This window comes from Sphingomonas glaciei (genome assembly GCF_023380025.1).
GTDB classification, from domain to species: domain Bacteria; phylum Pseudomonadota; class Alphaproteobacteria; order Sphingomonadales; family Sphingomonadaceae; genus Sphingomicrobium; species Sphingomicrobium glaciei.
The window spans coordinates 586,571-604,883 of record NZ_CP097253.1 but is presented as its reverse complement, the minus strand read 5'-3'; the positions used below and the strand labels follow the sequence as shown (position 1 = coordinate 604,883).

The 18,313-nt window shown below is 65.9% G+C and carries 23 protein-coding genes and 2 tRNA genes; 9 read left to right on the top strand and 16 right to left on the bottom strand.

Annotated elements, in window-relative coordinates:
- Positions 1-5: 5 nt before the first annotated feature.
- From M1K48_RS02790 to M1K48_RS02755, 9 genes are all read right to left on the bottom strand, one after another.
- Positions 6-680, bottom strand: a complete 675-nt coding sequence (locus M1K48_RS02790; protein WP_249504357.1) for a tetratricopeptide repeat protein — start codon at positions 678-680, stop codon at positions 6-8.
- Positions 680-1,066, bottom strand: coding sequence for a cytochrome c-type biogenesis protein (locus M1K48_RS02785; protein WP_249505155.1), 387 nt, complete (start codon positions 1,064-1,066; stop codon positions 680-682). The genes M1K48_RS02790 and M1K48_RS02785 overlap by 1 nt, the downstream gene beginning before the upstream one ends.
- Positions 1,067-1,095: 29 nt before the next feature.
- Positions 1,096-1,626, bottom strand: coding sequence for a DsbE family thiol:disulfide interchange protein (locus tag M1K48_RS02780; RefSeq protein ID WP_249504356.1), 531 nt, complete (start codon positions 1,624-1,626; stop codon positions 1,096-1,098).
- Positions 1,623-3,536, bottom strand: a complete 1,914-nt coding sequence (locus M1K48_RS02775; protein ID WP_249504355.1) for a heme lyase CcmF/NrfE family subunit — start codon at positions 3,534-3,536, stop codon at positions 1,623-1,625. The genes M1K48_RS02780 and M1K48_RS02775 overlap by 4 nt, the downstream gene beginning before the upstream one ends.
- Positions 3,533-3,979: a cytochrome c maturation protein CcmE gene (gene ccmE, locus M1K48_RS02770; RefSeq protein WP_249504354.1), complete on the bottom strand. Its 447-nt coding sequence runs from the start codon at positions 3,977-3,979 to the stop codon at positions 3,533-3,535. The genes M1K48_RS02775 and ccmE overlap by 4 nt, the downstream gene beginning before the upstream one ends.
- Positions 3,976-4,107, bottom strand: coding sequence for a hypothetical protein (locus M1K48_RS14275; RefSeq protein ID WP_257794161.1), 132 nt, complete (start codon positions 4,105-4,107; stop codon positions 3,976-3,978). The genes ccmE and M1K48_RS14275 overlap by 4 nt, the downstream gene beginning before the upstream one ends.
- The gene (ccmC, locus tag M1K48_RS02765) at positions 4,104-4,820 is read right to left on the bottom strand and encodes a heme ABC transporter permease CcmC (protein ID WP_249504353.1); all 717 of its coding nucleotides are present in this window, start codon (positions 4,818-4,820) and stop codon (positions 4,104-4,106) included. Before ccmC ends, M1K48_RS14275 begins: the two co-directional genes overlap by 4 nt.
- 83 nt (positions 4,821-4,903) lie before the next feature.
- On the bottom strand, positions 4,904-5,953 hold the full coding sequence (locus M1K48_RS02760; RefSeq protein WP_249504352.1) for a Glu/Leu/Phe/Val family dehydrogenase: 1,050 nt from the start codon (positions 5,951-5,953) through the stop codon (positions 4,904-4,906).
- 38 nt (positions 5,954-5,991) lie between these two features.
- Positions 5,992-6,068, bottom strand: a tRNA-His gene (locus M1K48_RS02755).
- A 93-nt stretch (positions 6,069-6,161) separates the two neighbouring features.
- On the opposite strand from M1K48_RS02755, the gene M1K48_RS02750 reads away from it, so the two are divergent.
- Positions 6,162-6,623, top strand: a complete 462-nt coding sequence (locus M1K48_RS02750; RefSeq protein ID WP_249504351.1) for an HIT family protein — start codon at positions 6,162-6,164, stop codon at positions 6,621-6,623.
- Positions 6,624-6,697: 74 nt separating this feature from the next.
- A complete protein-coding gene (locus M1K48_RS02745) occupies positions 6,698-7,411 on the top strand; it encodes a Crp/Fnr family transcriptional regulator (protein ID WP_249504350.1) in 714 nt (237 codons plus the stop codon).
- 27 nt (positions 7,412-7,438) lie between these two features.
- Here the strand turns inward: M1K48_RS02745 and M1K48_RS02740 are convergent.
- The 3 genes from M1K48_RS02740 to lon all read right to left on the bottom strand — a co-directional run bounded on the left by M1K48_RS02740 (position 7,439) and on the right by lon (position 10,316).
- Positions 7,439-7,513 (bottom strand) — tRNA-Val (locus M1K48_RS02740).
- 52 nt (positions 7,514-7,565) lie between these two features.
- A complete protein-coding gene (locus tag M1K48_RS02735) occupies positions 7,566-7,838 on the bottom strand; it encodes an HU family DNA-binding protein (RefSeq protein WP_168069421.1) in 273 nt (90 codons plus the stop codon).
- 81 nt (positions 7,839-7,919) lie between these two features.
- Positions 7,920-10,316: an endopeptidase La gene (gene lon, locus M1K48_RS02730; protein ID WP_249504349.1), complete on the bottom strand. Its 2,397-nt coding sequence runs from the start codon at positions 10,314-10,316 to the stop codon at positions 7,920-7,922.
- A 150-nt stretch (positions 10,317-10,466) separates the two neighbouring features.
- On the opposite strand from lon, the gene M1K48_RS02725 reads away from it, so the two are divergent.
- Positions 10,467-10,649 carry a hypothetical protein gene (locus tag M1K48_RS02725; RefSeq protein WP_249504348.1) on the top strand — a complete coding sequence of 61 codons (183 nt, stop codon included), beginning with the start codon at positions 10,467-10,469 and terminating at the stop codon, positions 10,647-10,649.
- 36 nt (positions 10,650-10,685) lie between these two features.
- Here M1K48_RS02725 and M1K48_RS02720 read toward each other — a convergent pair whose 3' ends face one another.
- Positions 10,686-11,195 carry a CPBP family intramembrane glutamic endopeptidase gene (locus tag M1K48_RS02720; protein WP_249504347.1) on the bottom strand — a complete coding sequence of 170 codons (510 nt, stop codon included), beginning with the start codon at positions 11,193-11,195 and terminating at the stop codon, positions 10,686-10,688.
- 3 nt (positions 11,196-11,198) lie between these two features.
- Positions 11,199-11,645 carry a hypothetical protein gene (locus M1K48_RS02715; RefSeq protein ID WP_249504346.1) on the bottom strand — a complete coding sequence of 149 codons (447 nt, stop codon included), beginning with the start codon at positions 11,643-11,645 and terminating at the stop codon, positions 11,199-11,201.
- Between the two features lie 58 nt (positions 11,646-11,703).
- Here M1K48_RS02715 and dapF point away from each other — a divergent pair, with 58 nt between their 5' ends.
- Genes dapF through M1K48_RS02690 form a run of 5 tightly spaced genes read left to right on the top strand, consistent with a single transcriptional unit; the run spans position 11,704 to position 15,710 of the window.
- The gene (dapF, locus tag M1K48_RS02710; protein WP_249504345.1) at positions 11,704-12,495 is read left to right on the top strand and encodes a diaminopimelate epimerase; all 792 of its coding nucleotides are present in this window, start codon (positions 11,704-11,706) and stop codon (positions 12,493-12,495) included.
- The gene (gene ftsY / locus M1K48_RS02705) at positions 12,492-13,412 is read left to right on the top strand and encodes a signal recognition particle-docking protein FtsY (RefSeq protein WP_249504344.1); all 921 of its coding nucleotides are present in this window, start codon (positions 12,492-12,494) and stop codon (positions 13,410-13,412) included. The genes dapF and ftsY overlap by 4 nt, the downstream gene beginning before the upstream one ends.
- Positions 13,409-14,023 (top strand): septation protein A, encoded by a 615-nt coding sequence (locus tag M1K48_RS02700; protein ID WP_249504343.1) that lies wholly within the window; start codon positions 13,409-13,411, stop codon positions 14,021-14,023. The genes ftsY and M1K48_RS02700 overlap by 4 nt, the downstream gene beginning before the upstream one ends.
- A complete protein-coding gene (locus M1K48_RS02695) occupies positions 14,020-14,952 on the top strand; it encodes an ABC transporter ATP-binding protein (RefSeq protein WP_249504342.1) in 933 nt (310 codons plus the stop codon). The genes M1K48_RS02700 and M1K48_RS02695 overlap by 4 nt, the downstream gene beginning before the upstream one ends.
- Positions 14,949-15,710 (top strand): ABC transporter permease, encoded by a 762-nt coding sequence (locus M1K48_RS02690; RefSeq protein ID WP_249504341.1) that lies wholly within the window; start codon positions 14,949-14,951, stop codon positions 15,708-15,710. The genes M1K48_RS02695 and M1K48_RS02690 overlap by 4 nt, the downstream gene beginning before the upstream one ends.
- A gap of 33 nt (positions 15,711-15,743) precedes the next feature.
- On the opposite strand, the gene M1K48_RS02685 is transcribed toward M1K48_RS02690, so the two are convergent.
- Entirely contained in the window at positions 15,744-16,349 is a 606-nt protein-coding gene (locus M1K48_RS02685) for a superoxide dismutase (protein ID WP_249504340.1), read from the bottom strand.
- Positions 16,350-16,425: 76 nt separating this feature from the next.
- A complete protein-coding gene (gene pspF / locus M1K48_RS02680) occupies positions 16,426-17,478 on the bottom strand; it encodes a phage shock protein operon transcriptional activator (protein ID WP_249504339.1) in 1,053 nt (350 codons plus the stop codon).
- A 164-nt stretch (positions 17,479-17,642) separates the two neighbouring features.
- On the opposite strand from pspF, the gene pspA reads away from it, so the two are divergent.
- Complete coding sequence (pspA, locus tag M1K48_RS02675; protein WP_249504338.1) at positions 17,643-18,311, top strand: phage shock protein PspA; 669 nt, start codon at positions 17,643-17,645, stop codon at positions 18,309-18,311.
- The last annotated feature ends 2 nt before the right edge of the window (positions 18,312-18,313 follow it).

The following is an 18,313-nucleotide window of genomic DNA, read 5'->3' as shown; positions in this document are numbered from 1 at the left end:
GTCGCTTAAGGACGGGCCGGCTGCGTCGGGGCACTGCCCTGCCCGCCGGCCTGCCCCGGCATCATCTGCCGCTCGGCCAGGCTGTTGCTGACCATTGACACGCCCTGCTCGATCATCGGCCGGTAGCTGGTACCCGAGGGCGTCAGCGCCAGAGCGGCCCGGAACAGCTCCAATCCCCGCTCCAGGTCGCCTGACCGAGCGCGCGCCAGGCCTTCGAAGAACAAGGGGGCCGGATGCCTCGGTGCCACCTGCCGTGCCCGCTCGAAGGCGAGTTCGGCGGCAGGGGTGATCATCTGGGAATGATCGACGAGGGCATTCGCCAGTCCGATCTGCAGCGCCAGATCGTCGGGCCGCTCCCGCAGCCCTGCTCGGATCGCCCCCAATTCTTCAGTGGTGTTCCCGCGGCGGGCGAAGCTGTCGGCGATCAGCAGGTAGCGCTCGCCGGCGGTGAAGGTGCCCAGCATTGCCTGCCTTGCCTCGGTCAGCGGCACCGCCGGGCGGCTCAGCCCCCCTTCGCGCGGCGTGCCGACTAAGTCCGGACGGCCCTGCAGTGCATAGCCCGCAGCGCCAAGCATCAGCGCCGCCAGGGTCACCTGCAGCGCCGCACCGCGCAGCCTTCCGGCGATCCACAGCCCGGCAGCGGTGGCGGCAAGCAACACGAACAGCCAGAGCCAGCCCATCAGCGCCGCACCTTCAGCCGGCGCAGGACAAGGAATGCCCCACCTGCAAGAAGCAGCAGCGGCGCCAGCCACAGCACGAGGGTGTCGCGATCGAGCCGCGGCTGGTAGCTCACCCAGCTTCCATAGCGTTCGATCAGGAAGCTACGGATCTGATCGGGGCTTTCACCGGCCTCGATCCGCGTACGGACCAGGTGGCGCATGTCGCCCGCCATTTCGGCATCGCTGTCGTGGATCGACTGACCCTGGCAGACGAGGCAACGCAACTCGGCCATCAGCTCCGTCGCTTGCGCTTCCTTGGTCGGGTCGGACAGCTGCTTGTAGGCATAAGGCGCCGGCGGGCGATTGGAATCCGCCAGGGCAGCGGTCGAACCCAATGCCAGCGCCATGGCTGCAGGTAGGAGACGGAGGAAGGCGGTCAACTCGCTTTCTCCCATTCGGCCAGCACTTCGGCGACTTGCTCGGGCGCGATCGGTCCGATGTGCTGGTAGCGGATAATCCCCTTGCCATCGACGATGAAGCTTTCGGGAACTCCAGAAGAGCCGAACGCGATCTGTGCCTCCCCGACCGGGTCGCTGCCGATCGCACTGAACGGATCGCCGTAGCTGGCAAGGAATTCCTGCACATCCTCAGGCTGATCTCGAAGCGCGATGGCCTCGATCGTCACCCCCTTCTTCTGAAGGTCGAGCAGGACCGGGGCCTCGGCGACGCAGGGTACGCACCAACTGGCGAAGAAATTGAGTAGGCGCGGCTTGCCCTGCCCCAGGCTGGCGCTCGCAAGCCCGGGCCGTCCGGGCAGCATCGGCGCCGCGGCAAAGGTCGGAACGCTTCGCCCGACCATCCGCGAACGAATCGAGGTGTCGGGCGGCGCGCTGAGCCGCCACGCCGCCGCCGCGACGAATCCGATGAACAGCAGCAACGGCACGAGCAGCCATGCCCGGCGGCTCATGTCCGCGCCTCGGCAAGCGGCAGCGGACGACCGCGTTCGCGGCGCAGGCGACCGATCAGCGCCAGCAGGCCGCCCAGCGCGATCAGCGCGCCGCCCAGCCAGATGAAGGTGACCATCGGCTTCCACCACAGGCGGAGTTGCCAGCGATCGCCCTGGCGCTTGCCGATCACCGTGTAGAGCTGCCCGTCGAGGCGAGTGGTGATGGCTGCCTCATTAGTCTCGGTCGGCGGCGAGCTGAAATAGCGGCTCTGCGGATCGAGCCGGATCGCGGTGCTGCCGCGGGTGGCGACCAGATGGCCTTCGATCGCGGTCCAGTTCGGGCCGGCGACGGGATCGACGCCGTTGAAGCGAACCTTCCACGGCCCGACCGTCAGCACCTCACCGATCCGCGCTGCCGCAAGAGTCTCGCGGGTCAGCGAGGCATCGGCGGCCGCGCCGGTCATCGCCACGGCGATGCCGAGGTGGCTGATGACCATTCCCCAGATGGTCAGTGGCGTGCGGCGCAGGTCGCGCCCCGCAAGCGGCAGGAAGCTCGCCGCCGCAAGACCTGCCGCAAAGGCGAGGCCGAGCCGCGGCAGCAGGTTCATCTCCGGATCGATGAAGGTCAGCGCGAAGGCAAGGATCGTGACGACGACCGGCCCGGCGATACGGCGCAGGTTGGGGCGGCTGTCCCGCCGCCAACGCAGCAACGGACCGATAAACAGCACCGCGGCGAGGATCAGGACCAGCGGACCGGTGGTCGCATTGAAGTAAGGCGGACCGACCGAAATCTTCTCGCCCGACACCGCCTCGACCGCGACCGGATAGAGGGTGCCGACGAACACGGTGCCGAGAATGACCGACAGGATGAGATTGTTTGCGACCAGCGCGCCTTCCCGGCTGACGATCTCGAACCGCGCACCCTCGCGGACGGAGGCGATGCGCAGCGCGAACAGCAGCAGCGCGCCGCCGGTATAGAAGATCAGCAGGCCGAGAATGAAGCTACCGCGGGTCGGATCCACCGCAAAGCTGTGGACGCTGGTCAGTATGCCCGAGCGGACCAGGAAGGTGCCGATCATCGACATGGAGAAAGCGACTACCGCCAGCATGACGGTCCATGCCCGAAGCGACCCGCGGGCGGCCAGCACGTTGATCGAGTGGAGCAAGGCGGTGGCAGCGAGCCACGGCATCAGCGAGGCATTCTCGACCGGGTCCCAGAACCACCAGCCGCCCCAGCCCAATTCGTAATATGCCCAGTAGCTGCCCGCGACGATGCCGATCGTCAGCAGCACCCACGCGCCCAGCACCCACGGCCGCATCGCGCGGGCCATCGCCGGCCCGACCTCGCGGGTGACCAGCGCCCCGACAGCAAGACTGAACGCGACGCTCAGGCCGACATAGCCGAGGTAAAGTGTCGGCGGATGGAAGGCCAAGCCCGGGTCCTGCAGCAGCGGGTTCAACCCCTGCCCTTGCAGCGGCGCCGGATCGAGCCGGGTGAAGGGGTTGGACGCGATCAGCAGAAAGCCGAAGAAGCCGAGCGCCAGCAGCGCCTGGGCCCCCAGCGTCGCGCGCAGGCTCCGCTCGGGCAGGCGCCGCTCGACTAGCGCCAACAGTGCGCCGGCGGCCGACAGCACGGTCACCCACAGCAGCATCGAGCCTTCGTGATTCCCCCACGCCCCGGAGAAGCGGTAGATGAAGGGCTTGGCGCTATGGCTGTTGGCGGCGACCAGCTGAACGCTGGTGTCAGTCCGCAGGAACAGCCAGATCAGCAGCGCGAAGGACAACAGGGTCAGCACGCCCTGCGCCACTGCGACCGGCGCGACCAGGGTCTTGAGATCTCCAAGGCGATTGCTCGCGACCGCCAGCCCGAATTGCAAAAGCGCCAGCGAAAACGCCAGCCACAAGGCGGCAAGACCTGCCTCGGCAATCACTTGGCGGTCTCGCGCGTCATCAGTTCCGCGGCCTGGTTTCCCATCTGCGGCGGCATGTAGCGCTCGTCATGCTTGGCCAAGATGTTGTCGGCGACGAAGGTCCCGTCCCGGCCCAGCTGGCCCTCGGCGATGGCGCCGCTGTTCTCCTTGAAAAGGTCGGGGACGATGCCGGTGAAGCGGACCGGCACCTGGCCCACGCCATCGGTCAAGACGAAGGCGACGCTGACCCCGTCGGGCATCCGCTGGATCGAACCCTTCTCGACCATTCCACCAAGCCGCAGCGGAACCCCGACTTCGGCCCGGCCCGCAGCGACATCCTGGGGGGTGCGGAAATAAGCGGCGCGGTCGGACAGGCCCCACATCGCCAGCATCACGGCTCCGATCAGTGCCGCCACGGCCAGCAGGACCAGCACCAGTCTCTGGTGCTTGGGTGCAAGTGTCATCCGCGCCCGCTCAGCTTGTCGGCCTGATCCTCGGCGCTGCGGCAGGTGAGCAGCGCCCAGGCCAGCAGAGCTCCGGTCCCTATCAGGAAGACCGCATAAGCGGCGATGACGAACGCCCACTGGTTCATGCGGCTGCCGTCCGGCGCAATCGCGCCTCGATCTTGGTCGCGGCAAGCTCGGTCCGCATCCGCAGCAGCACGATCGCGCCAAACAGGGACGAGAAACCGAACAGGGTGAAGAACAGCGGCCACAGGATTTGAGGCGCGATACTGGTTCCGGTCAGCTCGATGCTCTCGCCCTGGTGGAGCGTGTTCCACCATTGCACCGAAAAGTGGATGATCGGAATATTCACCGCTCCGACTAGGCCGAACAGCGGCGCCGCACGCCCATCTGGCCCCCTCTCTTTCTCCGCGGCGGCGAGCGCCATGTAACCGCAGTAGAGGAAGAACAGCACCAGCATGCTGGTCAGCCGCCCGTCCCATTCCCACCAGGTGCCCCAGGTCGGACGACCCCAGATCGAGCCCGTTGCGAGGCACAGAAAGGCGAACATCGCGCCCGCCGGGGCAATCGCCCGCGCGGCCACACCAGCGAGCGGGTGCCGCCAGATGATCTGCGCTGCCGAAGCCACGGCGATCCCGGTCCAGCCGCCCATGCCCAGCCAGGCGGAGGGAACGTGGATGTGGAGAATGCGTGCGGTCTGCCCCTGCAGATAGTCGGGCGGCATCAGGAACAGCGCCCCGATCACGCCGATGGCGCTCAGGAAGAGGCCAATCCCCAGCAGCCACGCAGTGGCCGGCTTCGCGATCTTGAGAAAACGGGCGGGGTTGGCGAAGCGGTGCATGGGACTGTTCGGTCCCTCTTATACGGCTCGCACGACATTGCACCATGCCCAAATGGAGAGGGCATGGAGCGGTCGCAAAACCCCTACCCGCGCCCGATCAGCTTGCGGGCCATGGCGTCGGCAACGCTGGCCGGGTCGCGCCCGCTGGCAACGCTTTCGCTCCAGATCGCTTCGAGGCGGTCGGGAATGCCGGCGATCCGCGAACGCACCACTTCGGCGTCGCCGTCCTGCAGATATTCGGTCGACACGTTGATGATCCCGCCAGCATTGATGACGTAGTCCGGGGCGTAGAGAATGCCGCGTGCCATCAGCGCCGGGCCATGCTCGGGACGAGCAAGCTGGTTGTTGGCGCCGCCGGCCACGATCGGCGCGCGCAGCGCAGCGATGCTGTCGTCGTCGAGGATCGCGCCCAACGCATTAGGGCTGATCACGTCGGCTTCGGTGGAAAGGATGGTGGCGGCGTCACCGACCTGTCCGCCGACCTCGCGCGCAAGGCTTTCCGCCTTGGCGCCGTCGACGTCGGCGATGGTCAGGCGCGCGCCTTCTTCCGCGGCGCGGCGGGCTACGCCGCTCGCCACGCTGCCGGCACCCTGCATCGCAATGTGCAGGCCCGACAGGCTGTCGCGACCCAGCGCGCGGCGGACCGCCGCCTTGATCCCGAGGAACACGCCCAGTGATGTATGCGGGCCCGGGTCGCCCCCGACCGCGCCGGCCTCGACCGGCAGACCGGCGACATGCCGCGTCTCGCGCCGCACCGCCTGCATGTCGGACACGTTGATCCCGACATCCTCGGCCGTGACATACCGCCCGCCCAGCATCTCCACCGCGCGGCCAAAGGCGGCCAGCATGGCAGGGGTCTTGGTACGCTTGTCATCGGCCAGAATCACGGCCTTGCCGCCGCCGAGGGGCAGCCCGGCCATCGCATTCTTGTAGCTCATGCCGCGCGACAGGCGCAGCGCGTCAATCAGCGCGTCCTCGCCGCGGGCATAGTGCCAGAACCGGCTGCCGCCCGCGGCCGGTCCAAGATGGGTGCTGTGCATCGCGATGATCGCCCGAAGCCCGCTCGCGGGATCGGAGACATGGGTAACGGCCTCGTGCCCGTCGAAGTCGGGCAGGCTCCACAAGTCGGTCATGGGCGGGGTGATTTCCGGATCGCTGAGAAAAAGAATGATGGGGCGATCGACGGGGCTCGAACCCGCGACCCTCGGCACCACAAGCCGATGCTCTAACCAACTGAGCTACGATCGCCACGACCTTGCCCGACCATTATCAAAAACGGCTTGGCACGGCGCGTCAGCCCCTTAAGGGTGACGCCGCCCCGATGCAAGCAAGTCTGACCAGTTGATCCGCAACCACCCCCCGCACGCGACCCTCGTCAAGTTCGGCTACCCCCGCAATCTCCTCCACGAAGGAAGTCACTGGGCGGTCCTAGTGCGCCCTGCGCAGCCGACTCTCGGCAGCCTCGTGCTTTGCGCACTTGGCGAAGCGATGGCTTATGCCGATCTTCCGCGCGAGGCCTTTATCGAGCAAGGGGAGTTGGTTACCCGAATTGAACGATCACTTCGCCTATTCAGCCGCTATGAGCGGATCAACTATCTCATGCTGATGATGGTCGACCCGCATGTGCATTTTCACGTTCTCCCACGCTACGCGGGCGAACGACAGTTCGAACAGCAAACTTTTCCCGACAAGGGCTGGCCGGCACTGCCCGACCTCGGCAACACGCAAACTGCGACAGATGACCTGATCCACGCCCTCCGCGATACCTGGCGGCTGGCCATAAAAATAGAAGGTGGAAATTAACCTGTGTTAAGTCACTTGCACGTTCAGAGCCGAAGCGCGATATTCCTCCTTGTAGGGGAGGAAAGGTGACGACGATGAGCAAGCGCTCAAGAGGCGCCGCCGGCGGTGAAGTTCTGCTTGGGGAGGCCCTGCTCAGGGCAGGACTTGAGCCGCATCTCGCAGCCGCGCTCGAGGAAATGCCGAGCAAGGCGGTCGATGTCGATCCGCGCCGCCCCTTTCGCGAAGCCGGCACCGATCGCAACGAAGTGTTCTTCGTCGAAAGCGGGATTCTCGCCAAGTACAAGGCCGACGGCACTGGCCGCCGCCAGATCATTTCGCTGCGCTTTGCCGGTGACGGAATTCTGCCCGGCGACACCGCGGCCGATTACGGCATCCAGGCGATCGTGAAGAGCCGCGTGCTGGTGGTCCAGCAGCGCGATTTCGATCCGGTGGTCGATGCCAATCCCGAACTCGCCCGCTTTTTCTGGAAGCTGACCCAGCGCCATGCCTCGATCGGCTACGAATGGCTGCTCAATTGCGGCCGGCGCGATTCCACCGCGCGCGTGGTTCACCTGCTGTGCGAACTCGCCGAACGGAGCGGGGTCGATCCGGCCCAGCACCGGCTGACCAATCCGTTCACCCAGCAGCAGATCGCCGACATTACCGGCCAGACCAGCGTCAACGTCAACCGCGTGTTCGCCGACCTCGAGCGGCAGGGCCTGATCCGCCGCGAAGGGCGTGACATCCTGTTCGACGATTGGGAGGAGATCCGCCGGGTCGCCAGCTTCAGCGCGGCGTATCTGCAGTAGCAAGAGGGCCGCGGACGGGAGGAGGCGTGGTGGGCGCGGCAGGGATTGAACCTGCGACCCCACCCGTGTGAAGGGTGTGCTCTACCACTGAGCTACGCGCCCACGCCTGATGGGAGGGGCGGTTAGCGAAGGCTCCGCACCCTGTCCAGCGTGTTTACTGTACCGCTTCCTTGAGAAGCTTGCCGGCGCGGAACTTGGGCTGCGCCGTGCTGTCGATCTGAAGCGGCTCGCCGGTACGCGGATTGCGCCCGACAGAGGCCTTGCGCCGGGTCACCACGAAATTTCCGAAGCCTACCAGCCGCACTTCATCGCCGCGGCTGAGGGCATCGGTGATCACCTCGAGCATGGTTTCCACGGCGCGGGCGGCGTCCATCCGGTTGAGGCCCGCGCGATCGGCGACCTGCCCGATCAGATCCTGCTTGTTCATAAACCTTCCTCTCTCCCGGCACCTACTCGCCGCGAGTACAAATTGATGTGGCCCTCTGGTGCCGATGCAACTGCGAAAGCGCTAGTGGCGAAGCGCCGAAGAGGCTTGCGGCTGCGTTGGCGCGACCGGCTCGGCGGCATGTTCGTCCGCTTCGGTCCACTCGATAGGCTCCAACTTGGAACTGAGCGCCCGGGCCAGCACCTCGTCGACATGCGACACCGGAACGATCGTCAGCGCGTCGCGCAGCTTGGCCGGAAGCTCCGCCAAGTCCTTTTCATTCTCCTGCGGAATGAGGACCGTGGTGATTCCCCCGCGAAGGGCAGCCAGCAATTTCTCCTTGAGGCCACCGATCGGCAGCACGCGGCCGCGCAACGTGACCTCCCCGGTCATGGCGACGTCGCGGCGCACCGGGATCCCGGTCAGGGTCGAGATCAAAGCGGTCACCATGCCGATGCCGGCAGACGGACCGTCCTTGGGAACCGCGCCTTCGGGCAAGTGGACGTGGACATCCTTCTTGGCGAATACGCTCGGCTTGACGCCATAAGCGGGGCTGCGTGCCTTGACGAAGCTCCACGCCGCCTGGACGCTTTCGGTCATCACTTCGCCGAGCTTGCCGGTGGTGCGGATCTGACCCTTACCGGGCACGGTCACCGCCTCGATGGTCAGCAGCTCGCCCCCGACTTCGGTCCAGGCGAGCCCGGTCACCGCGCCGATCTGATCCTCTTCCTCGCCGACCCCGAAGCGATACTTCTTCACGCCCAGAAAATCGTGGAGGTTTTCGTCGGTGACGACCACGCTCGTCGCCTTGCCCTCGAGGATCTGGCGCAGCGCCTTGCGGGCGATCTTGGCCAGCTCCCGCTCGAGCGTACGGACGCCCGCCTCACGGGTGTAATAACGCAACACCCCGCGCAGGCCTTCGTCGGCGATCGTCAGTTCGCCGGCCTTCAACCCATGCGCCTCGAGCTGCTTGGGGATGAGGTGGCGATTGGCGATCTCGACCTTTTCGTCCTCGGTGTAGCCTTCGAGGCGGATGATCTCCATCCGGTCGAGCAAAGGCTGCGGCATGTCGAGGCTGTTCGCGGTGGTCACGAACATGATGTCGCTGAGGTCGTAGTCGAGCTCGAGATAATGATCCTGGAACCGGCTGTTCTGTTCGGGGTCGAGGACCTCCAACAGGGCCGACGCAGGATCACCGCGGAAATCCTGCCCGAGCTTGTCGATCTCGTCGAGCAGGAACAGCGGATTACTGGTCCCGGCCTTCTTGAGGTTGGACACGATCTTGCCGGGCAGTGAGCCGATATAGGTCCGGCGGTGGCCGCGGATCTCCGCCTCGTCGCGCACGCCGCCGAGGCTCTGACGAACGAACTCACGCCCGCAGGCCTTGGCGATCGAGCGGCCGAGCGAGGTCTTGCCGACGCCCGGCGGGCCGACCAGGCACAGGATCGGGCCCTTGAGCTTGTTGGTACGGGCCTGGACCGCGAGATATTCGACGATCCGGTCCTTGACCTTCTCCAACCCGTAATGGTCGTCGTCGAGCACCTTCTCGGCGACCACGATGTCCTTGTTGAGCTTGCTCTTCTTGCCCCACGGCAGGCCAAGCAGCACGTCGAGGTAATTGCGCGCGACGGTCGCCTCGGCGCTCATCGGTGCCATCGCCTTGAGCTTCTTCAGCTCGGCGGTGGCTTTGACCCGAGCCTCCTTGCTGAGCCGGGTCTTGCGGATCTTGGCGGCCAGTTCGGCCAGCTCGTCGCCGCCGTCCTCGCTTTCATTGCCAAGCTCGCGCTGGATCGCCTTCAGTTGCTCGTTGAGGTAATATTCGCGCTGGGTCTTCTCCATCTGCCGCTTCACGCGGCTGCGGATTTTCTTCTCGACCTGAAGCACGCCAAGCTCGCCCTCCATGAAGGCGAACACCATTTCCAGCCGGCGCGCCGGGTTAAGCTCGCCCAGCAGCGCCTGCTTGTCGGCGACCTTGACCGACAGGTTGGAAGCGACCGCATCGGCCAGCACCGAAGCGTCCTCGATTTCGGCCAGCTGCACGCCGGTCTCCGCCGGCAGGCGCTTATTGAGCTTGGCATAATTGTCGAACTGCTCGAGCACCGAGCGCATCAGGGCCTGAGCCTCCGGCCCCTCGGCAGGCTCCTCGTCGATTTCCTCGATCTCGGCGGTCAGGTGGCCCGCCTCGTTCGATAGGCCGATCAGCCGCGCCCGCTTGACGCCCTCGACCAGCACGCGAACCGTGCCGTCGGGCAGCTTCAGCAGCTGCATGGCGGTGGCGATCACGCCCAGGTCGTACAGCGCATCCCGATCGGGATCGTCCTCGGAGGGATCGAGCTGCGCGACCAGGAAGATCTGCTTGTCCTCGCCCATCGCCGCTTCAAGCGCGGCAACCGACTTCTCGCGACCGACGAACAGGGGCACGATCCGCTTGGGAAAGACGACGATGTCGCGCAGCGGAAGGATAGGCAGGGTAAGGGTCAACTTGTTCGGCTCCTAGGTGCCGCCGGACGCGGCAGCTCGCTTCCCCTCACATATGGGCCGGGCTGCCCGCCTAATCAATCGAGCGCGGAACCCTTGGCCCCACTGCCGCCTTTCAGTGCACCCCCCGCGACGCGAACAGGAGGCGAGACGATGCACGATAGCCAGAAGATCAGCACCGGACCCAATGAGTCGCCCAAGAACGAGACCATCGCAGGCACCGGTCCGGGCATCCCGGACGAGGCCGCTTCGCCCGGCCGCGACGTTCCGGAGCCGCCGAGCGACGAGGAAGTCAGGCGGATCGCCGAAAAGCTCGGTGCCCCGGTGCAGATGTAATTGATCCTCCGCCCCGGTTTCGGCCGGGACGGAGCTTCAGCTGCTCAGTCCGGTAACCAGGATCAAGGCCGGTCCCAAGTTCTGCAGGCCGTGGATGAGCATTGGCAAGCCGAAGGCCGCGGCGAGGCTGCGGCGGCGCCAGGTCAGGAACACGATCGAGAAGATCAGGAACGGCCACCAGATCACCAGCCCCCAGGCCAGCGCCTGCATTGAGTGCGCGATACCCCAGCCGAGCGAACTGATCAGCACCGCAGGCAGGAACCCCACGAAGCGCTCGAGCACCAACAATACGGTGCCCATGATCAGGGTTTCGACCACCGGGGCGAACACCACCAGCAGGAAAAGCAGCAGTCCGGGATCGACCTTTGGGAATTCTGGCCCTGCGTCCGGCACCAGCTGGCTCACCAGCGCCGACAGCAACAGCGAAGGGAAAAACGCGCAGGCCCAGGCGATCGCGACGTACCGCAGCGGCTTCTGCGGATCGAACAGCGCCTTGGGCAGGAAGGCGAGCGGCCGCGGTCGCAGCGCCACGCCGGTCTCAGTCACCTTTCAGTCCTGCCGCGGCGTGCGCGGACCCCGCGGGCCACGGGGCGGTCCGCCGGACGGACGATCCCCGCGCGGCCCACGCGGAGCGCCCCCGCTTGGACCCCGCGGACCATCGCTCCGTGGACCGCGCGACGAGGGACGCGGGGTCCGGTCGACCCCGCGGGCGACCAGCTCGCCCTGCCGCGGCGCCGGACGAGCCGGCCCGGCATCGCGCGGCGCGACCGAATAGCCTTCCTTCAGCAGCCCGGCAAAGGCGGCACGAGTGCTGGCGGCGATCGCATCCTGCAATTCCTTGGGCAAGTCGGCCATGGTCACGTTGCCGTGGATCGCCTGCACCTGGCGCAGCAGGTTGTTGGGAAGATTGCCGCTAGCGCTCTTCAGCGCAGCGATGGCATCGAGGACGGCTGAGAAGATCAGCGATTGCATGACGTCTTGGGCGGCGCGGGGCATTGCCGATCAACTCCGGGAAAGTGGACAGAAGGTTTCGCGCCCGCTTAAGTCGCCAGCGATGCTTCGGCAATTCCACAAGATGCACGGCCTCGGAAACGACTTCGTCATTCTCGACGCGCGCGAACAGCCGCTGGAGATGACCGAGGCGCTTGCCCGGCACATCGCCGACCGCCGCGAGGGGATCGGCTGCGACCAGTTGATCCTGCTCGAACACAGCGACCGCGCCGACCTCAGGATGCGGATCTTCAACGCCGACGGCAGCGAAGTGCAAAGCTGCGGCAATGCCACCCGCTGCGTGGTCAGGCTGACCGGCGCGGCGACGATCGAGACCGCCGGCGGCCTGCTCAGCGGCGCGAGCGAAGGCGACGCGGTCGAGGTCACCCTGGTCGAGCCCCGCTTCGAGTGGGATGCCATCCCCCTCGCCTACCCGCTGCCGACCGACCCCCTGCCGATGGGATGGGAGAATCTCGATCGGCCCTATGCCGTCAACGTCGGCAACCCGCACCTCGTCTTCTTCGTCGATGATTTGGAGGACGCCGACCTCGAAGGCATCGGTCCCGGCATCGAGACCGACCCGTTGTTTCCCGAGCGGATCAACGTCAATGTCGCAAGCGTGGGCGTGAATAGCATCCGCCTCCGCACCTTCGAACGCGGCGCCGGCCTGACCCGAGCCTGCGGGACCGGGGCCTGCGCCACCGCAATCGCCGCGATCCGGACGCGCCTTGCCTCCTCGCCGGTGAACGTCCACATGGCGGGCGGCAGCCTCACCATTGCCTGGGCCCCCGGCGAGCCGGTGCGCATGCGCGGCTCCGCCACCCACGTCTTCAAGGGCTTTATCGACCTCCCATGAGCTGGCTCGACAAACTTACCGGCGGCTTTCGCAAGACTGCCGACCGTCTCGGTGACAATATCGGCGGGCTCGGCACCGGCGCGAAGGCCGCGCTCGATACCGCCACCCTCGACGATATTGAGGAAGCGCTGATCGCGTCCGACATCGGGCCCGAGGCCTCCAAGCGGATTCGCAATGCGATCGCTGCCCGCCGGTTCGAGCAGCTCGATGAACGCGGGCTGCGCACCATCCTGGCGGAAGAGATGGAAGCGATCCTGACGCCGGTTGCCAAGCCGCTCGACATCTGGGGCTTTCCCCGCCCGCACGTGATCCTGGTGATCGGCGTCAACGGGTCGGGCAAGACGACCACCATCGGCAAGCTCGGCGCCTGGCTGAAGGAGCAGGATTATGGCGTCATGCTGGCGGCGGGCGACACCTTTCGCGCCGCCGCCATCGAACAGCTCCGCATCTGGGGGACACGCATCGACGCGCCGGTGATCAGCGGCAAGGAAGGCGGCGACGCGGCGGGAATCGTGTTTGATGGCGTCAAGCTGGCGACCCAGACCGGCATCGACTGCCTGATCGTCGACACCGCCGGGCGACTCCAGAACAAGACCCACCTGATGGAGGAATTGTCCAAGGTGCGGCGCGTGCTGGGCCGGCTCAACCCGGAAAGCCCGCATGACGTCATCCTCGTCCTCGACGCGACAACCGGGCAGAATGCGCTCAACCAGATCGAGGTGTTCCGCGATCTGGCCGGGGTGACCGGGCTGGTCATGACCAAGCTCGACGGTACCGCCCGCGGCGGTGTGCTGGTCGCGGCGGCCGAGCGCTTCAAGCTACCGATCCACGCCATCGGCGTCGGCGAGGACGTCAACGACCTCCGTCCGTTCGATCCCCGCGCCGTCGCCCGCGCCATCGCCGGGCTGACGCCGTGACCGCTCGGGCCGAGCCCGCCGGTGGGTCCAAGCTGCTGATCGACTTCGGTCCGCTGCTGCTGTTCTTCCTGGTCAATTTCCTGGCGCCGGTATCGCCGCTGACCAAGATCTTCGTCGCTACCGGGGTGTTCATGGTCGCGATGGTGGCGGCGGTGGCCTATTCCGCCATCCGCTATCGCAGCGTGTCGCCGCTCCTGTGGTTCAGCGGATTCATGGTGGTCGTCCTCGGCGGCCTGACCCTGTGGCTGCGCGACGAAACCTTCATCAAACTCAAGCCCACCATCTACTACCTCTTCGTCGCCTCCCTCCTCGGCTTCGGGCTGTGGAAGGACAGGCCGTTGCTGAAGATGGTGCTGGGCAGCGCCTACCCGGGGCTCGACGAGGCCGGTTGGCGCAAGCTGACCCGTAACTGGGCGCTGTTCTTCCTCTTCATGGCCGCACTTAACGAAGCAGTCTGGCGCAACAGCAGCACCGACTTCTGGGTCGGATTCAAGCTGTGGGGGGCGATTCCCCTCACCTTCCTGTTCGCCGCCGCCAATGTCCCCATGCTGCTGCGCCACGGCCTGACCGCCGAGAACGCCAAACCCGAAGAGCCAGGACCCGTCGAATGAATACCCCTGCCCTTTCGATCCGCGGTCTGCGCAAGGCCTACGCCAGCGGCACCGAGGCACTGAAAAGCGTCGATCTAGACATCGCGCCGGGCGAGATCTTTGCGCTGCTCGGGCCCAATGGCGCGGGCAAGACGACGCTGATCTCGATCGTCTGCGGCCTTGTTCGCGCTACCTCGGGCGAGGTGTTGGTCGAGGGCAAACACTGGCTGGACGACTATAAGGGCGCACGGCGGCGCATCGGGCTGGTCCCGCAGGAAATGAACATCGACGTGTTCGAGCCGGTCTGGAACACGGTCGCCTTCAGTCGCGAACTGTTCGGCCTGCCCCGCAACGACGCGCATATCGAGCAGGTGCTGCGCGACCTCACCTTGTGGGACAAGCGCAAGAACATCCTCAAGGACCTGTCGGGCGGGATGAAGCGCCGTGTGATGATCGCCAAGGCGCTGGCCCACGAGCCCGACATCCTGTTCCTCGACGAGCCCACCGCGGGCGTCGACGTCGAACTGCGCAAGGAAATGTGGGCGATGGTCCGCCAGCTGCGCGAAAAGGGTGTCACCATCATCCTCACGACCCATTATATCGAGGAAGCCGAGGAGATGGCCGACCGCGTGGGTGTCATCAACAAGGGCGAGCTGATCCTGGTCGAGGAAAAGGCCGAGCTGATGAAGAAGCTCGGTCGCAAGACGCTTCACCTGCAGCTGGCCGAGCCCTTGAGTTCAGTACCGGCGGCCTTGCAGGATTGGCGACCGCGATTGTCGGACGACGGCCTCACCCTCACCTACGACTTCGACCGGCATGCCGAGCGGACCGGCATTCCGTCGCTGCTGGCGGCAATGCGGGACGAGGGCATTGCGTTCAAGGACCTCGACACCAAGCAGTCGAGCCTCGAGGACATCTTCGTCGGCCTGATCCATGGAGGCGCCAAATGAACGTCCGCGGCGTCCTCGCCATCTACAAGTTCGAGATGCACCGTTTCCGCCGCACCCTGTGGACGGGGATGGCGGTGCCGGTGATCACCACCTGCCTCTACTTCATCGTGTTCGGCTCGGCGATCGGAAGCCGCATGACCGAGGTCAACGGCATCCCCTATGGCGCCTTCATCGTACCTGGCCTGATGATGCTGAGCCTGTTCACCGAGAGCATTTTCAACGCCAGCTTCGGCATCCACATGCCGCGCTTCACGGGGACCATCTACGAGATCCTCTCGGCGCCTCTGTCGGCGGTGGAGACGGTACTGGGCTATGTCGGCGCCGCGGCGACCAAGGCGACCCTAGTGGCGCTGGTCATCTTCGCAACCGCGCACCTGTTCGTGCCGGTGCGGGTCGAGCATCCGATCGCCGCGCTTGCCTTCCTGATCTTGGTCGCGGTGACGTTTTGCCTGTTCGGATTCATCATCGGCGTCTGGGCAAAGGGGTTCGAGCAGTTGCAGGTGATCCCGCTGCTGGTCGTCACCCCGCTCACCTTCCTCGGCGGCGCCTTCTACTCGATCGACATGCTGCCCGAGCCGTGGCGGACGATCACCCTGTTCAATCCAGTGGTGTATCTGATCAACGGCTTCCGCTGGTGCTTCTTCGGCACCGCGGACGTCAGCTTCGGGCTGGCGCTCGGCGCGACGCTCGCCTTCGCCGGGGTGTGCCTGGCCGGCATCTTCTGGATCTTCCGGACCGGCTACCGGCTGAAAGCATAAGGGCCCCGGCTTGCCGCCGAGGCCCTTTGAATCTCAAGCCTGGCTGAAGCGCTCCGCCGCCTTGTCCCAGTTCACCACGTCCCACCACGCCTTGAGGTAATCGGCACGGCGATTGTTGTACGTCAGGTAATAGGCGTGCTCCCACACGTCATTACCGAGGATCGGCGTGCCTTTGACCTCGGCGACGTCCATCAGCGGATTGTCCTGATTGGGGGTCGAGCTGACCACCAGCCCCTGTCCCGGAACCGCCACCAGCCACGCCCAGCCCGAACCGAACTGGCCGGCGCCCGCGGCGTTGAACTTCTCCTTGAGGCCATCGAGCGACCCGAACGCCCTGTCGATCGCCTGCGCCAGCTCACCGCTCGGGCTCCCGCCGCCGGGAGCCATGATCTCCCAGAAGAAGCTGTGGTTCCAGTGCCCTCCGCCGTTGTTGCGGACGACCTTCGAACCGGCACCGGCATTGGCGACCAGTTCCTCGAGGCCCTTGCCCTGGAGCGACGCATCACCCTCGACCGCCTTATTGAGGTTATCGACATAAGTCTGGTGATGCTTGTCGTGATGGAGCTTCATCGTGGTCGCATCGATGGTCGGCTCGAGCGCCGCATAATCGTACGGCAGAGGGGCGACGGTGAAGGCCATGATCAAGCTCCTTGGGCTGGTAAGACAATACCGTCCATGTGGTCAGCGGCCAGTGCTTAGTCAACGCGGCAGCGGGTCAGGCGGGTTCGGTGTCCATCAGCTTGTGGCGCTTTAGGGCGTGGCGCAGCTGGTCGTAGCTGAGGCTCAGCGCCGCCGCGGTCGCGCGCTGGTTGAAGCGATTCGCCTTCAGCGCCTGCTCGAGGATCGCTCGTTCATACGCGTGCACCGCGGCACGGAAGTCGCTGGTCTCGGGGCTAGGCAAGGCAGCAGCGATCGCAGGCTCGCCCTCCTCCTTATCCGGCGCAGCAGCAGGTGCAGCCAGGGCGGTCGGCGCGACGGAAGCGGTACCGAGCGACCAGGGTGAGGCGAAGGGGTCGAACTGGATGGCGGCGATCGGCTCGTCCGGGCTGTCCCAACGATACACCGCCCGCTCGATCACGTTGCGCAGTTCGCGGACGTTGCCCGGCCAGCCGTAATTCTCCAGCGCCGCCATCGCCTCGCGCGAGAAACCGGGCCACCCGGCCCACTCCAGTTCCGAGGCCATGCGCCGCCCGAAATGTTCAGCCAGCAGCGAAACGTCGCCCTTGCGCAGGCGAAGCGGCGGCAGGGTCACCACCTCGAAGCTCAGCCGATCGAGCAGGTCGAGCCGGAACTTGCCCTCTTCCGCCAGGCGCGGCAGATGTTCGTTGGTGGCAGCGACGATGCGGACATCGACCTTGACCGGACGGCTGGCGCCGATGCGCGTCACCTCGCCATATTCGACCGCGCGCAGCAGCCGGTCCTGCGCCGGGCTCGACAGGGTCGCGAGTTCGTCGAGGAACAGGGTGCCGCCATCGGCTTCCTCGAAGCGGCCCTTGCGGGTCTTGGCGGCGCCGGTGAAAGCACCCGCCTCATGCCCGAACAGTTCAGCCTCGATCAAATTCTCGGGCAGCGCCGCGCAGTTCATGGTCACCAGCGGCCCGGCCCAGCGGCCGGACAGGTGGTGCAGGCGCTCGGCGATCAGCTCCTTGCCGGTGCCGCGTTCCCCGATCACCAGCACCGGGCGATTGAGCGGGGCGGCACGGCTCGCGCGTTCGACCGCGTCGAGGAATGGGATGCTCTGGCCAATGAAATTCAAGGTGCGTGCCACGGGCAAGAGTTGGTGTGATTTTCCAAGCCTTGGCAAGTTTTTTCCGACCAACGGACATCGGCTCAGCGACTCAATTCTGCGTTTCTCGACTTTTCGCAAAACTGGCACGAACCGTGCATAGTTGGTGCATCGACAGGGCCCCACTCTCGTGAGGTACGACTAGAATGAGCATCTTTTCCCGCACTCGGGACATCATGGCCGCCAATCTGACCGAGCTTCTCGACCGCGCGGAGGATCCCTCGCGGATGATCCGCATGGTCATCCTCGAGATGGAGGAAACGCTGGTTGAAGTTCGCGCTTCGGCCGCGCGCAGCATCGCCGACGCCAAGGAAATGCGTCGCGCAATGGTTCGCCTCGAAGGAATCACCGACAGCTGGACCGAAAAGGCCGAGCTTGCCCTTTCCAAGGGCCGCGAGGACCTTGCCAAGGCTGCGCTGATCGAGCGCCAGAAGGCGTCCGACATGGCCAAGGGCCTGGAAGCCGAGGTGGCGGTGATCGACAACACGCTCAAGGCCTATGAAGCCGATATCGCTAAGCTTCAGGGCAAGCTGCGCGAGGCCCGTTCGCGCCAGAACGCCATCTCGACCCGGATCGAAAGCGCGGTGACCCGTGCCAAGGCGCGCGAGATGCTGAACGGCAGCCGGACCGAGGACGCGTTCAGCCGGTTCGAACTGCTGGAACGCCGGGCCGACTTCGCCGAAGGCCGCGCCGAAGCGCTGGGGATGACCGGGCCAAAGAGCCTGGAAGAAGAAATCGCCGACCTTCGCGCCGAGGAGCAGGTCGACAAGGAATTGGAAGCGCTCAAGGCGCGCCTTGCGAACAAGGGGGAATGATA